Here is a 20,375-nt window from a genome sequence, read left to right as displayed (position 1 = left end):
TCGTTCACACCCCGTCCCCTCGTGCGATATCGGGCGAGCCTAGCCAGGTGTGGTCGGATGAGGACGTGGACGACCGGGACCCCCTCGCGCTCGAGAAGACCGCGATCGAGGTGGCGCAGGAGACCGCCGCGCTCGCCCTCGCGGTCCGCGACCGGGTGGTCGGCGACCGCTCCGTCGCGGACATGACGACCAAGAGCTCCGCCACCGACGTGGTCACCGCCGGCGACCGGGAGTGCGAGGCCCTCGTCCGGGAGCGCCTGGCGGCGCTGCGCCCCGACGACGTCGTGCTCGGCGAGGAGGAGGGCGGGGCGACCTCGGCGGCCCCCGGCCAGGTCCGTTGGGTGGTCGACCCCATCGACGGCACCGTCAACTACACCCACGGCCTGCCCTGGTTCTCCGTCTCCCTCGGGGTCGAGATCGACGGGCGGGCCGTCGCGGGCGCGGTGGTCGAACCCGTGTCGGGCCGCGTGTGGAGCGCCGCCGCGGGGCATGGCGCGCGCCTCGACGACCGTCCGCTGCGCGCGTCCGCGCTGGACCGGGTCGAGATCGCCGTCGTGGGCACCGGGTTGGCCTACGACCCGGCCCGCCGGGTCCGCCAGGCCGCCCTGATCGGTCGGGTCGCGGGGGCCATCGGCGACGTCCGCCGCCAGGGCTGCGCCTCCCTGGACCTGTGCTCGGTGGCCGCGGGCTGGATCGACGGCTTCTACGAGCACGGCCTCAAGCCGTGGGACTGGTGCGCCGGGGCGCTGATCGCCGAGGAAGCGGGGGCGGTGGTGCGCCGTCCGGTCACCGGACCCGTTCCCGACGACGGGTGGGGCCCGGAGGCGACCTTCGCCGCCGGTCCCGCGCTCGCCGGTCCGCTCGCCGACCTGCTGCGCGGCGCGGGGGCCTCGGAGCTGTAGGGGCTCCTGCGCGAGGGACTACTGCGAGCAGTCGACCTCGCGCAGCGTGGAGAGCGAGGTCGGGTCGGTGCCGGGCACGGCGGACCCGGACTGGTTGCCCCGGGCGAGCGCCTTGAGGGCCTCGTTGACCCCGGCGCCCACGGTGATGTCGCGGTAGTCGCTGCCCAGCGCGAGGTCCACCGCCGCCCCCTGGCGGCCGTCGTCGACCAGTTCGGCGCACGGCACCACGAGCGAGAGCGTGCGGGCGGCGGAGGCGCCGTCGGGCCCGTAGCGGATCTGGCCGACGCAGCTGAGGTCCTGGGCCGGGTAGAGCGGGTCGTTGTCGGGCTGGGCGGCCTCGGGCATGCCGAGCTCCCCGAGCTCCACGGCGGCGAGCTGGGCCTGGCCGCGCTGACCGGCACCGTTGAGCACGCGGACGGCGACGGCGGAGGGCGCGGCGGCGGCCGTCCGGTCGAGAGCGGTACGGGCCTGCACGGCGCCGCCCCCCGACGGCGGGGCGTTGCAGGAGGTGACCGACGTGGCCGTCGAGTTCACGAACACCACGATCCAGGTCAGGATGCTCGCGACGGCGAGCACGATCACCAGGAGAGCCATCGGCAGCAGGTGCCGCCGCCGGTACCCGCCGGCGCGCGGGAGGGGTGAGGAGGCGGCCACGCCCGGGAGCGTAGACGCCGGGGCGTCACGCCGACGTCTCCGCCGCAGCCGTGTCCGTGGCGACCGTTCGTCGTCATGGAATGGCGCGCGATCGAATTGTCGGGCAGGCCACACGGACGGACGGGCGAACCCATGGGCAGCCGCCGTCGGCGTCGGCTACCCTTCCGCCGCCCGCGGCACGGAAAGACTCTCGACAGCTTCGCCGGTGAGACCCGGGTCACTCAACCGACCGGCACAAACCGTTGTCGTCCCGCGTTGTGCGGGCGCACGACACACACGGCATGACGAGGGTGGGACACACCATATGGCGACCGACTACGACGCCCCGCGCCGCAACGAGTCCGACGAACTCGGGGAGGACTCGCTCGAGGAACTGAAGGCCCGCCGCAACGAGGCGCAGTCCGCGGCCGTCGACGTCGACGAGACCGACACGGCCGAGAGCTTCGAGCTCCCGGGAGCGGACCTGTCCGGGGAGGAACTGACCGTCCGGGTGCTGCCCAAGCAGGCGGACGAGTTCACCTGCGGCAGCTGCTTCCTGGTCCACCACCGGAGCCGGCTGGCCGAGACCCGCGGCAACGCGTTCATCTGCCGCGACTGCGCGGCCTGACGCTCCACGACACACCGACCGTCCGCCCGGTCCGGGACCTCCCCGGGCCGGGCTTCGCCGTCTCCGGGCCCGGTGTGCAGCGGCTCCTACTCGCCGCGGACCTGCGACAGCAGGCGCTCGGGGTGCCGGGTGGAGACCACCCAGTACGGCGTGGGGTCGTCGGGGTCGACGACCTCCAGGCGCACCGCGGGTCCGATCCAGGGCCGGTGCAGCACGAACGCCGTCGGGTCGAGCTGCGGGCCCAGCGCGCGCTGCTTGCTCTCGCCGCGCACCACGTCGGCGCGCCCGACGAACCGCACCGGCAGGTGCGCGGGGCCGGCCCAGACCTCGCGTTCGCCGTCGGCCCCGGTCGCGACGCCCACCCGCGTGCGGCCGATGCGTGCGAGCACCAGGACCGCGAGCGACAGCAGGATCACGTACGGCAGCCACGACCGCACCCCGGGGAAGCCCATGTGGACCTCGGCGGCGAGCAGGCCGGCCACGAGCAGCGACGGCGGCCATGCCCACCAGGGCAGACGGAGGCGTTCGAGGCCGGCCGGGGAGGCGCTCGGAGCGGGGGCTCGGGTCACGACACCAGGGTAGGACGACCGGGTGGGCCCGCGGGGACGGCCGCGGGGTGACAGCGGGGTGAGGGCGGGATGAGGGCGGCTCGCGGCTATCCTCGACCGCCGTGTCCGAGCTCGACCTCGTCCGACTCGATCCGGGGCTGCCGCCGCCCGGGCGTGCGCACGCGGACGACGCGGGGCTCGACCTCCGCGCCACGACCGATGTCGTGCTCGGGCCGGGGGAGCGGGCGCTGGTCGGCACCGGGGTCGCGATCGCGCTGCCGCCGGGCCACGTCGGTCTGGTCTGCGCCCGGTCGGGCCTCGCCGTCCGGGAGGGCGTCGGCCTCGTCAACGCCCCCGGGGTGATCGACGCGGGCTACCGCGGCGAGATCCGGGTGTGCCTGGTCAACCACGACCGGGAGCGGACCGTCCGGCTGCGACGCGGGGACCGGGTGGCCCAGCTGCTCGTCCAACGGGTGGAGCTGCCGACGGTGCGGGTGGTCGACACCCTCCCGGAGTCCGTCCGGGGCCCGAACGGGTTCGGGTCGACCGGGTCGGGTGACGACCTCGCGTGACCTGGGACCGTTTACATCACGAGAAGGTCACGGGCAGGGTATTGAGTACGGGGCGCACGGCGCCGATGGACAGTTCGACATAGGACGGGACGGCCGCACGGCGTGGCCGGTGACGAGGGAGCTCTGAGGGCAGTGGTCGCGACCGAGCCGGCACGCGGGCGGCACCGCAAGGGCCGCATCGCCCAGGTGCCCGGGCCCGGCGACCCCGCGGGCCGACGGCACCACCAGCACCACGGTCCCTGGGACGGCGAGAACGCCCCGCGGGACGGGCGGCTGCGCCTCGACCTCGGGTCGGTCCAGCTCCCCGTGCCCCCGAACGCCACGTTGATCGCCGAGCCCGACCCGTCGGGACCCCTGCGCGCCGTCCACGTGATGGTGCCCGAGGGTCGGCTCACGGTGAGCGCGTTCGCCGCGCCCCGCACCGGTGGGCTCTGGACCGAGCTCGTCGAGGAGCTCGCCGCCCAGCTGCACAACGAGGGCGCCACCATCCGGCGGGACCGCGGGGAGTGGGGCCGCGAGCTCGTCGCCCGCAACGGCGACGTCGTCGCGCGCGTCGTCGCGGTCGAGGGGCCGCGGTGGCTGCTGCGCGGGGTCGGCACGGGGCCGGCCCAGCACGCCCTGACGCTGCACGGGATGCTGCGCGAGATGGTCCGCGGCACCGTCGTCGTCCGGTCGCCCGACCCGCTGCCGGTGCGGTCGCTGCTGCCGCTCGAGGTGCCCGACGACGTGCCGGAGCCCTTCCGCGACACGCTGTACCAGACGCTGCCCACGCGGCCGCGTCAGATCGCGGGTCAGGACGGGCCCGTGATCCCGATGATGCTGCCGCAGAAGGCGGACTCGGGGACGTCCCCGGGGCGTTCCTGATCGAGTTATCCTGTCGAAGGGTCCAAGGTGGGGCCCGGGTGGCGCCCGCGGGCGCCTGCAGCGAGGAGCAGCGGGATGGGCAAGAGCCCCGGGTTCATGTCGCGGATGGTCAAGAAGCTCACGTCCGACGTGTCGGAGCTGGACGCGGAGGATCTGTCCGCCGAGGTCGAGCGCTCCGGGTGCCAGAAGGCCAGCGAGTGCGCCGGCACGGGCGAGGCGATCACCGTGAAGGGCCGCCTGCGGTCCGTGGAGATCTGCCCGCGGGACTCGGTCGCCACGTTGGAGGCCGAGCTCTTCGACGGGACCGACGGTGTCACCCTGGTGTGGATGGGCCGTCGTCGCATCCCCGGGATCGAGCCGGGTCGCACGGTGCGCGCGAGCGGACGGGTGGCGGTCCGCGACGGCCGCAAGGTCATCTACAACCCGTACTACGAGCTGCAGCGAGCCCCCTGACAGGAGCGCCTCATCACCCCCCAGCACCGCGCCGGGCCGGCCGGACGTCCGGCCCCCCGTTCCGGACCCGCCGAACCCCCCACCGTGTCCTTCGCCCCGGTGCGGCCGGACGCCCCGACCGCCCCCGTCGCGGGCCCGGGAGCGCCGGGCCCGGAGCCTGCGGCGGCCCCCGAGGTCCCGGAGGCCCCGGAGACGGCCGCCGAGGAGGGTGGGGAGCGCGCGCCCACGCTGCTCGAGCAGATGGGCGGGGTCGCCGGGGTGATCACCTCGGCGGTGCCGGTGGTGGTCTTCGTCCTCGTCCAGGCGGTGTTCAAGAACCTGGTGGCCTCCCTCGTCGCGGCGGTGGTCTCGGCGCTGGCGGTCGCCGTCTGGCGCCTCGTCCGGGGCGAGAAGGTGCAGCCGGCACTGTCCGGGCTCTTCGGCGTCGCCGTGTGCGCGTTCATCGCCTGGCGCACCGGGGAGGCCAAGGGCTTCTTCCTCCTCGGGATCTGGACGAGCCTGATCTACGGCGGGGTGTTCCTGCTGTCGGTGCTCGTCCGCCGCCCGCTGGTCGGCGTGCTGTGGCACCTCGTCAACGGCGACGGCCAGGGCTGGCGCCGCTCCCCGGCGCTGCTGCGGGCCTACGACCTCGCGACCCTGGCCTGGGTCGTCGTGTTCGGCGCGCGGTTCGTGGTGCAGCGCTGGTTGTACGACTCGGCCTACGCCGAGACCTGGCTGGGCTGGGTGCGCCTGGCGATGGGGGTGCCGCTGGCGCTGCTCGCCGCCGCCGTGACCGTCTGGGCGATCCGGCGGGCGACCGACGCGGCGAAGGCCGAGCAGGCCGAGGCGGCGGGAGCCACCGCGGTCTGACTCAGGTCTCGACCCGGGCCGCCATGGCGGCCTCGGCGAGGGCCCTGATGCCCGGCACGTCGGTCGCCGGCGCGCCGTCCGCCCACACCGCCGCGCGGGTCAGGGCGCGCGAGCAGTGCACGAAGCAGTCCTCCACCTCGACGACGAGCGCCAGCGGCGGCGGGTCCTCCCACAGCCCGAGGACGGCCGGGTCGTCGACGACGCGGGCACGGCCCGACACGCGCAGCACGTGCGTCACCCCGGGCACGAGGAACAGCAGCCCCGTACCCGGCCGCTCGAGCACGTTGCGCAGGGTGTCGATCCGTCGGTTGCCCGGCCGCTCGGGCAGGGCCAGGCGCCGCCCGTCGTCGAGCACGCGGACGAAGCCCGCGCGGTCGCCGCGGGGCGAGACGTCGAGCCCGCCGTCCGCCCGGCCCGAGGCCAGCACGACGAGGGGGGCGGCGGCCACGAACTCCGCTGCCGTCGGGTCGACGCGGTCGCCGACCTTCGCGACGGCGAGCGGGTGCGGCTCGTCCACCACCTCCCGCAGGTCGGCCTCCGAGGCGAAGGCACGGCCGTCGTCGGGAAGGGGGTCGGGAGCACGGACCGCGGGCGTGACCCGGTGCCGCCCGACGGGGACGACGAGCGGGGTGCCCGACACGGGGTCGGGGACCACGCGCGCGGGGATGCCGAAGACCCGTTCGACGACAGCCTCGGTGACGACCTCCGTCGGGGTGCCCTCGGCGACGACCGCCCCGTCGCGCATCGCGACGAGGTGGTCGGCGTAGCGGGCGGCGAGGTCGAGGTCGTGCAGCACCACGGCCACCGTCGTGCCCTCGCCGAGGTTGCGGTCGACGAGCAGGTCGAGCACCTCGACGGCGTGTGCCATGTCGAGGTAGGTCGTGGGTTCGTCGAGGAGCAGCGTCGGGGTGTCCTGCGCGAGCACCATCGCGATCCACACCCGCTGGCGCTGACCGCCGGAGAGCTCGTCGACCGGGCGTCCGGCGAGCTCTGCGACCCCCGTCGCCGTCATGGCGCGGGCGACCGCCGGGTCGTCGGCGGCGGTGCGGCCGCCGAACCAGCCCTGGTGCGGGGACCGGCCCCGCTCGACGAGGTCGGCGACCGTGATGCCCTCCGGGGCGACCGGGGACTGCGGCAGGATCCCGAGGCGCCGGGCGAGCTCGCGGGCGGGGAGCTCCCGCACGTCGGTCTCCTCGAGCAGCACGCGGCCGGCGGAGGGCGCGATCAACCGGCCGAGGCCGCGCAGCAGGGTCGACTTGCCGCAGGCGTTGGGGCCCACGATCGCGGTGATCCGGCCGGCGGGGAGGCGCACCGACAGCCCGTCGACCACGACGCGGTCGTCGTAGCGCAGGGTCAGGCGCTCGGCGCTCAGGCTCATGACACTCCTCTCGTGCGGGCCCGGGCGAGCAGCCACAGCAGGTAGGGGGCGCCGACGACGCCCGTGACGACCCCGACCGGCAGCGGGACGTCGCCCAGCAGGTGCCGGGCGACGAGGTCGGCGACCAGGACCAGCACGGCGCCGACCAGGGCGGCGTGCGGCAGCGAGGCGCGGCCCGGGCCGGCGAGGCGGGCGGCGACCGGACCGGACACCAGGGCGACGAAGGAGACCGGGCCGGCCACGGCGACCGCGGCGGCGACCAGGAGGACCCCGACCGCGAGCAGCGCGAGGCGGGCGCGCTCCACGGGCAGGCCGAGCGCGGCCGCGGCCTCGTCGCCGAGCTCGAGCCGGGGCAGGGCCCGGGCCGCCACGAGCGCGAGCGGGACGAGGACCGCGACGGCCACGAGCAGCGGGGTGGTCCCGGCCCACGTGACGCCGTTCAGGCTGCCGGTGAGCCAGAGCAGGGTCTGCTGGGCGGTGGTGAGGGAGGCGGTCGTCATCAGCCACGACACCACCGCGAGCAGCGCGGACCCGATGCCGACGCCGATGAGCACGAAGCGCACGCCGTGCAGGCCGCCCCCGGTGGCGCCGCGCCGGGCGAGGACGACGATGAGCGCCGCGGCGCCGGCCGCGCCCACCACGGCCGCCGCGGAGACCCCAAATCCCGAGAGCCCGAACACGGTGAACGCCGTGACCGCCGCGGCGCTCGCCCCGGCCCCGACGCCGATGACGTCCGGGCTGGCCAGGGGATTGCGGAGCAGCCGCTGGAACACCGCACCGGCGAGCCCGAGCGCGGCGCCGACGGCGACACCCGCGAGCGCGCGGGGGAGATGCAGCCGGGTGACGACGAACTCCACCCGGGCCGGTCCGGCGCCGACCAGGGAGGTCAGGAGGTCGCCCGGCGGGATGGGGTAGTCGCCGAGGGACACCGTCGCGAGGAACGCGAGCACCACCGCGGCCGTGAGGGCCGCCCCGGCCAGCCCGACCCGTCGTCGGGAACGGGCACGGGCGGCCAGGAGAGCCGCCGTCATCGCACGAACCGCTTCCGGCGCACGAACCACACGAAGACCGGCGCGCCGAGCACGGCGGTCACGATCCCGACCTGGACCTCCCGGGGCGCGGCCACGACGCGGCCGACGACGTCGGCGACGAGGAGCAGCGTGGGCGCGGCGAGGGCGGCGAGGGGGAGGAGCCTGCGGTGGTCGGGGCCGGCGAGCGCCCGGACGAGGTGCGGGACGACGAGCCCGACGAAGGCGATCGGGCCCGCGACGGCGGTGGCGGCGCCGGCGAGCACCACGAGCGCGACGCCGCAGACCGCGCGGTCGCGCCCCACGTGACGGCCGAAGGAGCGGGCGACGTCGTCACCGAGCGCCAGGGCGTTGAGGGCGTGCCCGCAGAGCAGGGCCAGAGCGAGGCCCGCTCCCACGAAGGGCGCGGCCTGAGCGGCGATCACGAGGTCGCGGCCGGCGAGCGAGCCGACCTGCCAGAAGCGGTAGTCGTCGAAGGCGTTCGGGTCGGTGAGCAGGATCGCGGTGGTCACGGAGCCGAGCCCGGCGGTCAGAGCGGCCCCGGCGAGCGCGAGGGTGGCGGGGGACGTCGCCGGCCGGCCCCCGACCCCGGCCACCCCGGCCACCCCGGCCACGATCAGCGCCGCGACCCCGGCTCCGACGAAGCCGAACCAGACGTAGGCGGTCAGCGACCGGGCGCCCAGCACCGCGATCGCGAGCACGACGGCGAGAGCCGCGCCCGTGTTGAGGCCGAGGATGCCCGGCTCGGCGATCGGGTTGCGGGTCAGTCCCTGCGCGAGGACCCCGGCCGGGCCGAGGGCGAGGCCGGCCAGCAGCCCGATCACGGTCCGGGGGAGGCGGACCTCGGTGATGACCAGGTGGTCGGAGTTCGTCGGGTCGAACGCGGTCAGGGCGTCGAGCACGACCGACGGGGGCAGCGCCCGGGGCCCACTCGCGAGGCTCGCGACGACCGCCGCGACCAGGAGGGCCGCCAGGAGCAGCGTCGTCGCCGTCCCCGCACCGCGCCGGGTACGGGGCGGTGCGGGGACGGCGGGAGCGACGGCGCTGCTGGTCACGGCCGGGTGCTCACTGCTTCGCGACCGCCGCGCCGACCGGCCCGACGATGCGGTCGAGGGCGTAGAGCTGGCCCGGCACCGAGGAGCTCGAGAACGCGTTGGACAGCGCCTCGTCGTCGAGCACGATCCCGCGCCCCGCGGCGACCGAGGGCACTGCGTTCCAGAGCGGGTCGCCGGTGATGTCCGCGGCGTTGCCGCTGATGGCCTGCATGATCGTCACGCGGGCGTCGAGGAGGTTCATCTGCTCGCGGCTCACCGGCACGGAGAAGCCCTGGGTGGGGATGTCCTCGACGGCGGGGGAGTTCACGAGCCCCAGCTCGCGGAGGAACTCGACCCGGCCGGTGCGCCCGACGTACGCCGCGTACTCGCCGAGGGTGTTCTTGGCGCCGGAGACGACCGTCGCGCCGTTCAGGGCGGGGTTCTGCTGGCGGGCCCGCGCGAACCGGTTCTCCAGCTCGGACTGCAGCCGGGCCGCCTCGTGGGACTTCCCGAGCGCCGCGCCGACCATCCGGAGCTGGTCGCGCCACGGCGTCAGGTAGTTCTCCCCGCCCGCCGGGATGCCCACGACCGGGACGCCGAGCTGCGCCAGCTGGTCGTGGCGCTCCCGCGTGCCCGAGGCGCGGGTGTCGAGGATCAGGTCGGGCTGCAGGGCGGCGACCTGCTCCAGGTCGACCTCGAGCGTCCCGAGCTTCTGCGGCGGGGTGGTGTAGCGCTGCGTCACCCACGGGCCGAGGCCGTCGCCGCCCACGGCGAGCCAGTCCGAGGCACCGACCGGCTGCACGCCGAGCGCGAGCGCGGTCTCGGCGTCGCTCCACCCGAGGGCGACCACCCGCTGCGGCGCCTGCGGCACGGTCACGTCCCCGAAGGCCGTCGGGACGGTGACGGGGAAGGTGCCGTCACCGGCCGGTGCAGGCGCGGCCTGGTCCGAGGCGCCGGAGGAGCATCCCGCCAGGAGGGCGACGAGCACGGCGACGACGGCGACGAGCGATCTACGCACCGAGGACCTTTCGGACAGAACGAGTGAGGCTCGCCTAACCTAACTCCTCCGACTCGATCGGACGCGACCCGGGTGACGCGGGTCCCTCAGGCCCCCGGCGTCGGCAACCCGCCCGCCTCCTGGACGGCGTGGGCGCGGGCGGTGTCGGCGGGCGTCCAGCCCGGGGGCGGCACGACGTCCATCCAGGCGTCCAGGGACTCCGGGCCGTAGTTGTGGCCGTGCCCGAACGGGACCTCCTGCGCGCGGATCATGTCCATCGTGACCTGCCAGAACGTCACGAGCGGCACCCACCGCACCGTCGGCAGGACGTCGTCGCCCCGCGGCTCGGCGAGCCAGTCCGGCCGCTCCCAGAGCAGGCACGGCGTCCACCACACCACCGGATCGCTCGGGTGCTGCAGGTACACGGTCCGCGGGGCGGGCCAGGGCGCGGGCGGGGTCGTCACCAGGCCCGGCGTGGCGCTGCCCCCGCCGAACCGCACCTGCCGCCCGTTCCCGACGACGGGTCGGACCTCCCGGGTGCCGGGGTCCCGGCCCGCGACGAGGGAGCGCCACAGCGTCGAGGAGTTCGGCGGACCGTTCCACAGCGCCCCGTCGCGGACCTGGTCGACCGACCCGAACGCGGCCTGCGACCCGAGCGCGCCGAGCGACTCGCCGAACACCACCACCCGCGGGCGGGGCTGCCCGGCCGGGAGCGCGTCGACCGCCGCCCGGACGGCGTCGTACATCGTGGTGCCGGCCGCGGCGACGCGGTCGCCGTCGAGCAGCAGCGACAGTGCGCTCGGCATCAGGGAGTACTGACTGGCGACGACGGCCGTGTCCCCGCCCCACGCCAGCTCCAGCGCGTCGACGGCCTCGGCGTCGACGAACCCCGTGCCCGTCGTCGTCAGGACCGCGACGACCGGGCGGTCGAAGGCGCCCGTGCGGCGCAGCTCGGCGACGGCGAGCCGCGCCCGCTCGCCGGCGTCGGCCGAGCTCCCGAGCCCGACGTACACCCGGATCGGCTCGACGGCGGGTCGGCCCGACGCCGCCGCGAGTGCGGCCGGGGACGGCCCGGAGGAGACGAAGGTGCGCCCGCCCCGTCCGAGGGAGTCCCAGCTCAGCAGGGAGGCAGGCGACCCGGAGCGCAGCGGCGAGGTGGGCGGCGTGGCCCCGCCGAAGACGCCGTCGTTCTGGCCGGCGAAGGCGCGGTCGAGCACCGTCCGGGCCGGGTTGACCCCGGGGATGCCGGCGACGGAGACCAGGGCCAGGACCACGATCACCGTCACGAGCCCCAGCACCCCCCGCCGCGGCCACCGGGGCAGGGCCCGCACACCGCGCACGATCGCGACCAGCACCGCGAGCACCGCCACTGCCACCGGCACGGCGAGCAGCCAGTCCGCGGCCGTCGGCGCCCGGACGCCGAGCAGGGCGGCCTGCTCGACCTGCCCGCGGTAGCCGGAGTGCAGCGCGAGGACGACGACGGGACCGAGCAGCATCGCCAGCAGCACCCACCCCAGCGCCCGGGTGGTGTCCGACGGACGGCGGCGCACGAGCGGGCGCCCCACCCGGGCGAGCACCACGCCGAGCAGATGGCCGGCCGCGAGCATCACGCCCGCGACGAGGCCCTGGGAGAAGCCGGTCCGCGGGACGAGCGTCGGCGCGCACGAGAGTGCCGCGAGCGCGACGCCGCACGTCAGGCCGAGCGGGTGCAGCGACCAGGTGCGACGGGGCGGACGCGGCGACACGCCCGCAGTCTGGCCCGGCGGGCGATCAACCGCGCGGGCGACGGACGGTCACGGCAGCGGCAGGGACGCGACCCAGTACTCGACGAAGCGGCCGTCGGCGACGCGGAGCAGGTCGTTGCCGACGAACGTCACCGGGTTGCCCTCCTGCGCGCCGCGACCGCGCCAGCGGCCCGCGACGAGGTCGCCGTCGACGAGCGGGCCGACCTCGACCACGAAGGTCAGCACGTCGAGCAGCCCGTGCGTCTCGTCGATGATCGCGGCGAGTTCGGCGGGGCCGTGGACGTCGCGGTCGGGCCAGTGCCCCACGAAGTCGGCCGCGACGATCTCCCCGGCCACCTCGACCGAGCCGTTCCACAGCTCGTCGATCCAGCGCCGGTAGAGCGCCCGCGGGTCCATGGCGCGCACCCTGCCAGTCACCGGGGTGACTCCGCGAACCACCGCACCCAACGACGTTGGCCGGGCGTCTCCACCGCGCGGCGGTGGTGGTGCGCCCGGGCCCAGGCCACGGCCTCGTCGGGCGCCAGGCCGTCGAGCGTCGCCAGGCACGCGAGCACGGTGCCCGTCCGCCCGATCCCGCCGCCGCACGCGACCTCGACGTCCTCCGTCGCCGCCCGCGTGTACAGCGCCTCGATGGCGGCGCGGGCCTCGTCGGGATGGCGCGGGGTCCGGAGGTCGGGCCACACGAGCCAGCGGCGGGGCCAGGTCATCCCTGGGTCACGACGACGGGCCGCGCGCTCCGACCCGAGGTAGAGACCGAAGGCCGGCGGTTCGGCGGGCGGGACCCGCAGGGAGCGGGCCCGGACCTCCCGGCCGCCCGGCAACGTGACCATCGACGATGTGGCCTTCCTGCCACCGGACGACAGCGACGACGCTCCGCTGCCACGGCCGGGGGCCTCAGATCAGCTCGCGCCCACCGGGGTCGCCCGAGGTGAGCACGGAGTGGATCTCGTCCTCGACCCCTTCGCCGGCCACGAAGAGCATCTCGTCGCCTGCCTCGAGCGGGTCGTCGGACTGCGGCACGATCACGCGGCCGCCGCGCAGGATCGCCACGAGCGCGGCGTCGGCCGGGAGCGGCACGTCGCGGACCGGGCGCCCGGCCAGCGCGGTGTCCTCGGGCAGCGTGACCTCGACCAGGTTCGCCTTGCCCTGGCGCAGGGTGAGCAGGCGGACGAGGTCGCCGACCGAGACCGCCTCCTCGACCATCGCCGCGAGCATGCGCGGGGTCGACACGGCCACGTCGACACCCCAGGACTCGGTGAACAGCCACTCGTTGCGCGGGTTGTTCACCCGCGCCACCACGCGTCGCACCGCGAACTCGGTCTTGGCGAGCAGCGAGACCACGAGGTTGACCTTGTCGTCGCCGGTCGCGGCGATGACGACGTCGCAGTTCTGCACCGACGCGTCCTCCAGCGAGGCGACCTCGCAGGCGTCGGCGTGCACCCACTCGGCCTGCGGCACCGCCTCGGGTGCCACCTCGGCGAGGTCGCGCTCGACGAGCATGACCTCGTGGCCGTTCTCGATCAGCTCGGCGGCGATGGACTTGCCCACCGCGCCGGCCCCGGCGATCGTGACGCGCATCGGTCTACCCCCGCTCCGTCGGCGCCGTCAGGGCCGCACCGGTGACCGCGGCGACGGTGCCGCTCACGGCGGCCGCGTACACGACGTCGTCGGCCTGGATGATCGTGTTCGGCCTGGTGAGCACGCCGGTGCCGAACCGCACGATGAAGGCGATCCGGCAGCCGGTGGCCTCCTCGAGGTCGGTGACGGGGTGGCCCGACCAGTCCTCGTGGAACGGCAGCTGCATGATCGCGACCGTGCCGGAGGGGTCCCGCCACGCCGTGGCCACGCCGTCGGGCAGCAGCATCCGCAGGAAGCGGTCGGTGGTCCAGGGGACCGTCGCGACCGTCGGGATGCCGAGCCGCTCGTAGACCGCCGCGCGCTTGGCGTCGTAGATGCGCGCGACGACGGTCTCCACACCGAAGGTCTCGCGGGCGACACGCGCGGAGATGATGTTGGAGTTGTCGCCGGAGGACACGGCGGCGAACGCCTGCGCCCGGTGGATCCCGGCCGCGGTCAGCACCTCGCGGTCGAAGCCCACGCCGACGATCTCCTGGCCGTGGAAGTCGCTGCCCAGGCGGCGGAACGCCTGCGGATCCCGGTCGACGACGGCCACCTCGTGGCCGAGCCGCTCCAGCGACAGGGCCAGCGCGGACCCCACGCGGCCGCAGCCCATGACGACGATGTGCACACGCCCTCCGGTCCCGCTCCCCACCACATGACGCGCGCACGGTATCCCGTGCACCCACCGCTCCCACGCCACCACCCGCTCGGCCTACGCTCTGTGGGTGCCCAGGCTCGCTACCGCGGCGAAACGCCTCGTGCTCGGACTGCCGTTCCGCAGCGACGAGCTCTCGGACACGCTGCTGCGCAAACGCATCGCGCTGCCGGTGTTCGCCTCCGACGCCCTGTCCTCCGTCGCCTACGCGCCGCAGGAGGTGTTCATCACCCTCTCGCTGGCCGGACTCGGGGCCTACGTCTTCTCCCCCTGGATCGGCTTCGCGGTGGTGGTGGTGCTCGCCACCGTGGTGGTCAGCTACCGGCAGAACGTCCACGCCTACCCCTCGGGCGGCGGGGACTACGAGATCGCGACGACGAACCTGGGCCGCCACGCCGGCCTGACCGTCGCCTCGGCGCTGCTGGTCGACTACACGCTGACGGTCGCCGTCTCGGTCTCCTCGGCCGCGGACAACCTCGGGGCGCTGATCCCGTTCGTCGGCGACCACAAGGTGCTCTTCAGCGTGCTCGCGATCGCCGTGCTGACCGCGATCAACCTGCGGGGCGTGCGGGAGTCGGGCGCGGCGTTCGCGGTCCCCGTCTACTGCTTCATCGTCTGCCTCGCCGGCATGGTGGTCGTCGGGGTGGTGCGGCTCCTGCTCGGCCAGGACATGGTGGCGCCCAGCGCGGCCTTCGACGTCCGGGCCGAGGCCGACCACCAGCTGTCCTCGCTCGCCCTCATGTTCATCGTGCTGCGCTCGTTCACCCAGGGCTGCGCGGCGCTGACCGGCGTGGAGGCCATCTCCAACGGCGTCCCCGCCTTCCGCAAGCCGAAGTCGCGCAACGCCGCAACCACGCTCGCGATGCTCGGCCTGATCGCGGTGGTGCTCTTCGGTGGCATGCTCGCGCTGGCCCGCGCCACCGGCGTGCACATGGCCGAGGACCCGGCGACGCAGCTCGTCGGCGCCCCGCCCGGGTACAAGCAGGAGACGCTGATCGCGCAGCTCGCGGAGACCATCTTCTCCGGGTTCCCGCCCGGCTTCTGGGCCGTGACGATCTTCACCGCGCTGATCCTCGTGCTGGCCGCGAACACCGCGTTCAACGGCTTCCCGGTGCTCGGCTCGATCCTGGCGCAGGACCGCTACCTGCCCCGACAGCTCCACACCCGCGGCGACCGGCTGGCCTTCTCCAACGGGATCCTCTTCCTCGCGTTCTTCGCGGTGGTGCTGGTCGTCGGCTTCTCGGCCGAGGTCACGGCGCTCATCCCGCTCTACACCGTCGGCGTGTTCGTCTCGTTCACGCTCTCCCAGCTCGGGATGGTGCGGCACTGGAACCGGCTGCTCGGCTCCGAGACCGACGGCGAGGCCCGCTCCGGCCTGCGGCGCTCCCGCCTCGTCTCCGGCTTCGGCGCGGTGATGACCGGCGTCGTCCTCGTGGTGGTGCTGATCACCAAGTTCCTCGTCGGCGCCTGGATCGCGATCGTCGCGGGCGGGCTCGCCTTCCTGCTCATGCTCTCGATCCGCCGCCACTACGACCGCGTGGCCGAGGAAATCGCGGCCCCCGAGGTCATCGACGCGGTGCTGCCCAGCCGCAACCACGCGATCGTGCTGGTCTCCACGGTGCACAAGCCGACGCTGCGGGCCGTGGCGTACGCCCGCGCGACCCGGCCGGACGTCCTCGAGGCGGTGACGGTCAACGTCGACGACGCCGACACCCGCAAGGTCACCTCGGACTGGGAGCGGCGCAACCTGCCGGTGCCGCTCAAGGTCCTCGAGTCGCCCTACCGCGAGATCACCCGGCCGATCCTGCAGTACGTCAAGCGCATCCGGACCGACAACCCGCGCGACGTGGTCACGGTCTTCATCCCCGAGTACGTCCTCGGGCGGTGGTGGGAGCAGCTCCTGCACAACCAGAGTGCGTTGCGCCTCAAGGGACGGCTGCTGTTCCAGAAGGGGGTGATGGTCGTCAGCGTGCCGTGGCAGCTCGAGTCGTCGCACCGGCTCGCGGCGCCGCGCCCGCAGGGTGCGCCCGGCCTCGCCCGCCGCGGGTACGCGGCCCCGCCCACCAACGGCGTGAAGCCCGGCTCGACGTCGGCGCCGCCCACCCCGTCCGCGTCCTCCGAGCGGGCGGACGTCCGGTGAGCGCCGGGGGAGACGGAGCGCAGCGGAGCTCGACCCTGGAGGTCGCCGGCGACACCGGGACCGACCGGCTCGACTGGACCGACCGCATGCTCGATCTCGAGGTGGGCGCGGTCGCCCACGGCGGGCACTGCGTGGCCCGGCACGAGGGCCGGGTCGTGTTCGTCCGCCATGCCCTCCCGGGCGAGCGGGTGCACGCCGTGGTGACCGAGGACCACGGCGGGTCGTTCTGCCGCGCCGATGCGGTGACGGTGCTCGAGGCGGCGCCCGGCCGGGTCGAGCCGGCCTGCCCGTGGGCCGGCCCGGGCGGCTGCGGCGGCTGCGACTGGCAGCACGCCGACCACGACACCCAGCGCGCGCTCAAGGGCGCCGTCGTCGCCGAGCAGCTCTCGCGGCTCGCCGGGATCGAGCGGGACGTGGTGTGCGAGGCCCTCCCCGGCGGCCCGCTCGGGTGGCGGACCCGGATGCGGATGGCCGTGACCGACGACGGGCGTCCCGGGCTGCGGGTGCACCGCAGCCACGAGGTGCTGCCGGTCGGCGACTGCCCGATCGCCGTGCGCGGGGCCCTCGACCCCGTCCTCGCGCACACGTGGACGCCGACGGCGGAGATCGAGATCGTGGCCGACGCCGCGGGCGAGACGCACGCCACGGAGCTCTTCGAGGGGACGCGGCAGCTCGAGATCGGCTCGGGGACCGCCCACGAGCACGCCGCGGGCCGCGACTGGACGCTGCCCGCGCCGGCCTTCTGGCAGGTCCACCCCGGGGCGGCCGACGCCGTCGTCGCGGCGGCCGTCGCCGGCGTCGGCGAGCTCGCGCCCGACGACGTCGTCTGGGACCTCTACGGCGGCGCCGGCCTCATCGCCGCCGCCCTCGCGGAGCGGGCGGGCACCGTCGTCGACGTGGAGTCCGACCCCGACGCCACCGCCGCGGCGGGGGAGAACCTCGCCGACCTCCCGGCCGCCCGCGTCGTGCGCGGCCGCGTGGAGAAGGTCCTGGACTCCCTCGCCCGCACCACGCCCCCCGACGTCATCGTGGCCGACCCGCCCCGCAAGGGCCTGGGCCGCGAGCTCGCCACCCGGATCGGGGCCGTCGGCGCCCGCCGGATCGTCCACGTGGCCTGCGACCCGGCCGCCCTCGCCCGGGACGTCGCGGCCCTCGGCGAGGCGGGGTACACCCTGGCCGACCTGCGCGTGTTCGACGCGTTCCCGATGACCCACCACGTCGAGTGCGTGGCGACCCTCGTCCGGACCTGACCCGTGGGCTCCGACGGCGGCAGCCTCGTGTCGCTGGGGTTGGTGCCGGCGGGCCCGGTGAGCTTCCTCGACGGCGTCCCGCTCGTCGACCACCACTGCCACTCGGTGATGGCCGACGACCTCGACCGGCCCGGGTTCGAGGCCCTGCTCACCGAGGGCGCCGGGCCCGCACCCGGGCTGTCGGCGTTCGACTCGCGGCTCGGCTTCTCGGTGCGGCGGTGGTGCTCCCCGGTCCTGGGGCTGCCACCCCACGCCCCGGCCGAGGACTACGTCGCGCGGCGGGCCGAACTGGGGGCCGGGACCGTGTCCCGGGCGATGCTGCGGGCCGCGGGCTCCGGGGTGCTGCTGGTCGACCACGGGTTCGCCGCCGGCGGCCTGCTCGGGCTCGACGCGCTGTCGGAGGTCGCGGGCCTGCCGGTCGGCGAGGTGGTGCGGCTCGAGGCGGTGGCCGAGGAGGTCGCGGACGCCGGGGTGGACGCCGCCGGGTTCGGCGAGGCGGTCGCCGCCGAGGTCGCCCGCCGCACCGACGCCACGCGCCGCCCGCTGCCGGTGGCCTGCAAGACCGTCCTGGCCTACCGCGCCGGGCTCGACGTCGACCCGCGCCGCCCGGAGCCCGCCGCCGTCGCCACGGCCGCCGCCGACTGGCTGCCCCGCCGGGCGCGTGACCGGGAGCCGCTGCGCGACCCGGTGCTGCTGCGCCACGGCCTCTGGGCGGGCCTGGACACCGGCCTGCCGCTGCAGCTGCACACCGGCTTCGGCGACCCCGACGAGGACCTCCACCGCGCCGACCCGGCCCTGCTCGCGGGCCTCGCGCGCCTCGTCGACCCCCTCGGCGTGCCGCTGATGCTGCTGCACACCTACCCGTACCACCGCCAGGCCGCGTGGCTGGCGCAGGTGTTCTCCTGCGTGTACGTCGACGTCAGCCTCGCGGTGCCCTATGTGGGGTCCCGGGCCCCCGAGGTGATCGCCGAGGTGCTGGAGCTGGCACCCTTCGGCAAGGTGCTCTACGCCTCGGACGCCTACGGGCTTCCCGAGCTGCACCTGCTCGGCGCGCTGCGCTTCCGGGCGGCCCTGGGCGGGCTGCTCGAGCACGCGTGCGCGACCGACGAGATCTCTCCCGCCGACGCCGAACGGGTGGCCACGATGATCGCGCGCGACAACGCCCTGCGGATCTACCCGCGGATCCCCGCGTGACGGTGGAGGTCCCCGTCTCGGGCGGTCCGCAGGTCCCCGACGCCGGGTCCGCCCGCGCCCCGCGGCCGGTGCCGGTCCCGCCGGCGCTGGCCGAGGCCCTCGAGGCGGAGCTGCCGGCTGCGGTCGCCCTGCGCCACGAGCTGCACCGCGAACCGCGGGTGTCGGGCGACGAGACGGACTCGCGCGACGCCGTCGCCCGCGCCCTGGACCGCACGCTGGAGCCGGTGGCCGGGACGGGCGGGATGCTGCGGCTCGGCGGGCCCGGTCCGGCCGTGGCCGTCCGCGGCGAGCTCGACGCCCTGCCCGTGCACGAGGCGACCGGCCTGCCGTTCGCCTCGCAGCGCGAGGGGGCCGCGCACGTCTGCGGCCACGACGTCCACACCGCCGCCCTCGTGGCGCTCGTGCGGGCGGTCGGGGCGGCGGGCCCGGAGCGGCTCGCGGCCCCGCTGCTGGCGGTCTTCCAGCCGCGCGAGGAGGCGGCCCCCAGCGGGGCGGGCGACGTCGTCGTCGACGCGGCGTTCCGGGCGCACGACGCCGGGGTGATGCTGGGCGTGCACGTCCAGCCCGAGCTGCCGCGGGGGATCGTGTCGGCCCGTCCCGGCCCGGTCAACGCGTCGGCCGACGAGGTCGAGATCACGATCACCGGTCGCGCCGGGCACGGCGGCTACCCGCACCGCACCCGCGACCCCGTGCTCGCGGTGGCCGCCGTGGTCGTCGCCCTGCAGCAGATCGTCGCCCGGCGGGTGAACCCGCTGGAGGCCGGCGTGGTGACCATCGGGCAGATCACGGCCGGCAGCGCACCCAACGTCGTGCCCGGGCGGGCGACCGCCCGGGGCACGGTGCGCGCCCTCGACGCCGACCGGGATGCGATCCTCGCCGCCATCCGCGAGGTGGTGGAGCACACCGCGGCGGCCCACGGCTGCACCGGTGAGGTCGCGGTGGTGCCGAACGAGCCCGCCGTCGTGAACGACGCGCGGCTGACCGCGGCGGTCGCGGCGACGCTGGGCGGGCGCCGCGGCGACGAGCAGGCGGCCCCCACCGGGCTGCGGCTCGACACCGGGTTCCGCTCCTGCGGCGCGGACGACTTCTCGCACTACTCGGCGGCGGGCATCCCCTCGACGATGCTGTTCGTGGGCACCGCGGACCCCGATGCCGTGCCCGGGTCCGCCCCCGGCCTGCACCATCCCGCGTTCTCGCCGGACGACGCGATGGTGGGCGAGGTCGCACGCGCCCTGCTCGCGGCCGTCGTGGCGGCGGGCCAGACTCTGGCTCCCACCGTGTCCCCGGCAAAAGAGGCCCCGTGACCGAGATCAGGCACTTCTCGACCGCCTTCCTGCGTGACCCGTTACACGTCGCCGCGCTGTTCCCGAGCTTCCCGCCGCTGTGCCGTCAGGCCATCGCGCCGCTCCCGGAGACCGGTGACCCCGTGGTGCTGGACCTCGGCGCCGGGACCGGGTCGGTCACCGACGAGATCCAGGAGCGGCTGCGGGGTCGAGGTCGCCACATCGCCGTCGAGATGGACGAGGACATGGCGGCGGTCCTGCAGCGGCGCCACCCCGAGGTCGAGGTGATGTGCACCGACGCGCACACCGCCGTGGAGAAACTGCTGGCCGAGGGCGTGCGGGCGGACCTGTCGGTGTCGGGCCTGCCGTGGCTCGCNNCCNCCCCGAAGGACCGGTCGATCTTCCCGCTGCTCGCGCGGCTGGCCGCTCCCGGCGGCGCCGTGACGCAGCTCGCCCACGCCTGGATCCGATTCTTCCCCACGGCCAAGCAGGTGCAGCGCAACCTCGAGGCGACGTTCGAGGAGGTGGTCGTCAGCCGCACGGTGTGGCTGAACGCGCCGCCGGCCGTGGTCTACGTCGCGCGGCGGCCCCGGACCGGCTGA

General features: G+C 75.6%; 22 protein-coding genes. 11 read left to right on the top strand and 11 right to left on the bottom strand.

Going from position 1 to position 20,375, the window contains the following annotated elements:
* The first annotated feature begins 65 nt into the window (after positions 1–65).
* Entirely contained in the window at positions 66–902 is an 837-nt protein-coding gene (locus tag A3CO_RS0122500) for an inositol monophosphatase family protein (RefSeq protein WP_018334509.1), read from the top strand.
* An 18-nt stretch (positions 903–920) separates the two neighbouring features.
* Here the strand turns inward: A3CO_RS0122500 and cei are convergent, their stop codons facing one another.
* Positions 921–1,556: an envelope integrity protein Cei gene (cei, locus tag A3CO_RS33870; protein ID WP_018334508.1), complete on the bottom strand. Its 636-nt coding sequence runs from the start codon at positions 1,554–1,556 to the stop codon at positions 921–923.
* Positions 1,557–1,860: 304 nt separating this feature from the next.
* Here cei and A3CO_RS0122490 point away from each other — a divergent pair, with 304 nt between their 5' ends.
* Positions 1,861–2,163, top strand: coding sequence for a DUF4193 domain-containing protein (locus A3CO_RS0122490; protein ID WP_018334507.1), 303 nt, complete (start codon positions 1,861–1,863; stop codon positions 2,161–2,163).
* 86 nt (positions 2,164–2,249) lie between these two features.
* Here A3CO_RS0122490 and A3CO_RS0122485 read toward each other — a convergent pair whose 3' ends face one another.
* On the bottom strand, positions 2,250–2,732 hold the full coding sequence (locus tag A3CO_RS0122485) for a DUF3093 domain-containing protein (protein WP_018334506.1): 483 nt from the start codon (positions 2,730–2,732) through the stop codon (positions 2,250–2,252).
* A 101-nt stretch (positions 2,733–2,833) separates the two neighbouring features.
* Between A3CO_RS0122485 and dut the strand changes: the two genes are divergently transcribed.
* From dut to A3CO_RS33860, 4 genes are all read left to right on the top strand, one after another.
* Positions 2,834–3,283: a dUTP diphosphatase gene (gene dut / locus A3CO_RS0122480; protein ID WP_018334505.1), complete on the top strand. Its 450-nt coding sequence runs from the start codon at positions 2,834–2,836 to the stop codon at positions 3,281–3,283.
* Between the two features lie 132 nt (positions 3,284–3,415).
* Positions 3,416–4,147, top strand: a complete 732-nt coding sequence (locus A3CO_RS33865; protein ID WP_018334504.1) for a DUF3710 domain-containing protein — start codon at positions 3,416–3,418, stop codon at positions 4,145–4,147.
* A 75-nt stretch (positions 4,148–4,222) separates the two neighbouring features.
* Positions 4,223–4,600 carry an OB-fold nucleic acid binding domain-containing protein gene (locus A3CO_RS0122470; RefSeq protein ID WP_018334503.1) on the top strand — a complete coding sequence of 126 codons (378 nt, stop codon included), beginning with the start codon at positions 4,223–4,225 and terminating at the stop codon, positions 4,598–4,600.
* Positions 4,601–4,684: 84 nt separating this feature from the next.
* Positions 4,685–5,449 (top strand): DUF3159 domain-containing protein, encoded by a 765-nt coding sequence (locus tag A3CO_RS33860; protein WP_018334502.1) that lies wholly within the window; start codon positions 4,685–4,687, stop codon positions 5,447–5,449.
* A gap of 1 nt (position 5,450) precedes the next feature.
* Here the strand turns inward: A3CO_RS33860 and A3CO_RS40260 are convergent, their stop codons facing one another.
* The 9 genes from A3CO_RS40260 to A3CO_RS0122420 form a co-directional block, all read right to left on the bottom strand.
* Positions 5,451–6,827: an MSMEG_1061 family FMN-dependent PPOX-type flavoprotein gene (locus tag A3CO_RS40260; RefSeq protein ID WP_018334501.1), complete on the bottom strand. Its 1,377-nt coding sequence runs from the start codon at positions 6,825–6,827 to the stop codon at positions 5,451–5,453.
* Positions 6,824–7,858 carry a FecCD family ABC transporter permease gene (locus A3CO_RS33850; protein WP_018334500.1) on the bottom strand — a complete coding sequence of 345 codons (1,035 nt, stop codon included), beginning with the start codon at positions 7,856–7,858 and terminating at the stop codon, positions 6,824–6,826. Before A3CO_RS33850 ends, A3CO_RS40260 begins: the two co-directional genes overlap by 4 nt.
* Positions 7,855–8,910, bottom strand: coding sequence for a FecCD family ABC transporter permease (locus A3CO_RS0122450; protein WP_018334499.1), 1,056 nt, complete (start codon positions 8,908–8,910; stop codon positions 7,855–7,857). The genes A3CO_RS33850 and A3CO_RS0122450 overlap by 4 nt, the downstream gene beginning before the upstream one ends.
* A 10-nt stretch (positions 8,911–8,920) precedes the next feature.
* Positions 8,921–9,907: an iron-siderophore ABC transporter substrate-binding protein gene (locus tag A3CO_RS0122445; protein ID WP_018334498.1), complete on the bottom strand. Its 987-nt coding sequence runs from the start codon at positions 9,905–9,907 to the stop codon at positions 8,921–8,923.
* Between the two features lie 86 nt (positions 9,908–9,993).
* Positions 9,994–11,631, bottom strand: coding sequence for an alpha/beta-hydrolase family protein (locus A3CO_RS33845; protein WP_018334497.1), 1,638 nt, complete (start codon positions 11,629–11,631; stop codon positions 9,994–9,996).
* Between the two features lie 48 nt (positions 11,632–11,679).
* Complete coding sequence (locus A3CO_RS0122435; protein WP_018334496.1) at positions 11,680–12,027, bottom strand: ester cyclase; 348 nt, start codon at positions 12,025–12,027, stop codon at positions 11,680–11,682.
* A gap of 17 nt (positions 12,028–12,044) precedes the next feature.
* On the bottom strand, positions 12,045–12,461 hold the full coding sequence (locus tag A3CO_RS0122430) for a protein-tyrosine phosphatase family protein (RefSeq protein ID WP_018334495.1): 417 nt from the start codon (positions 12,459–12,461) through the stop codon (positions 12,045–12,047).
* 64 nt (positions 12,462–12,525) lie between these two features.
* Positions 12,526–13,209: a potassium channel family protein gene (locus A3CO_RS0122425; protein WP_018334494.1), complete on the bottom strand. Its 684-nt coding sequence runs from the start codon at positions 13,207–13,209 to the stop codon at positions 12,526–12,528.
* 4 nt (positions 13,210–13,213) lie between these two features.
* Entirely contained in the window at positions 13,214–13,879 is a 666-nt protein-coding gene (locus A3CO_RS0122420) for a potassium channel family protein (protein ID WP_018334493.1), read from the bottom strand.
* A 97-nt stretch (positions 13,880–13,976) separates the two neighbouring features.
* On the opposite strand from A3CO_RS0122420, the gene A3CO_RS0122415 reads away from it, so the two are divergent.
* The 5 genes from A3CO_RS0122415 (at position 13,977) to A3CO_RS0122395 (ending at position 20,375) form a co-directional block, all read left to right on the top strand.
* Positions 13,977–16,046 carry an APC family permease gene (locus A3CO_RS0122415; RefSeq protein WP_084682139.1) on the top strand — a complete coding sequence of 690 codons (2,070 nt, stop codon included), beginning with the start codon at positions 13,977–13,979 and terminating at the stop codon, positions 16,044–16,046.
* A gap of 86 nt (positions 16,047–16,132) precedes the next feature.
* Complete coding sequence (locus A3CO_RS0122410; RefSeq protein ID WP_026204876.1) at positions 16,133–17,296, top strand: class I SAM-dependent RNA methyltransferase; 1,164 nt, start codon at positions 16,133–16,135, stop codon at positions 17,294–17,296.
* A gap of 3 nt (positions 17,297–17,299) precedes the next feature.
* Complete coding sequence (locus A3CO_RS0122405; protein ID WP_018334490.1) at positions 17,300–18,490, top strand: amidohydrolase family protein; 1,191 nt, start codon at positions 17,300–17,302, stop codon at positions 18,488–18,490.
* Positions 18,487–19,794: a M20 metallopeptidase family protein gene (locus tag A3CO_RS33840; protein WP_018334489.1), complete on the top strand. Its 1,308-nt coding sequence runs from the start codon at positions 18,487–18,489 to the stop codon at positions 19,792–19,794. The genes A3CO_RS0122405 and A3CO_RS33840 overlap by 4 nt, the downstream gene beginning before the upstream one ends.
* Entirely contained in the window at positions 19,791–20,375 is a 585-nt protein-coding gene (locus A3CO_RS0122395; RefSeq protein WP_018334488.1) for a class I SAM-dependent methyltransferase, read from the top strand. The genes A3CO_RS33840 and A3CO_RS0122395 overlap by 4 nt, the downstream gene beginning before the upstream one ends.

Origin of the sequence: Actinomycetospora chiangmaiensis DSM 45062 (genome assembly GCF_000379625.1) — a bacterium.
GTDB lineage: Bacteria > Actinomycetota > Actinomycetes > Mycobacteriales > Pseudonocardiaceae > Actinomycetospora > Actinomycetospora chiangmaiensis.
The sequence above is the reverse complement of the archived record's forward strand: the minus strand, read 5'-3'. Positions and strand labels throughout refer to the sequence as shown.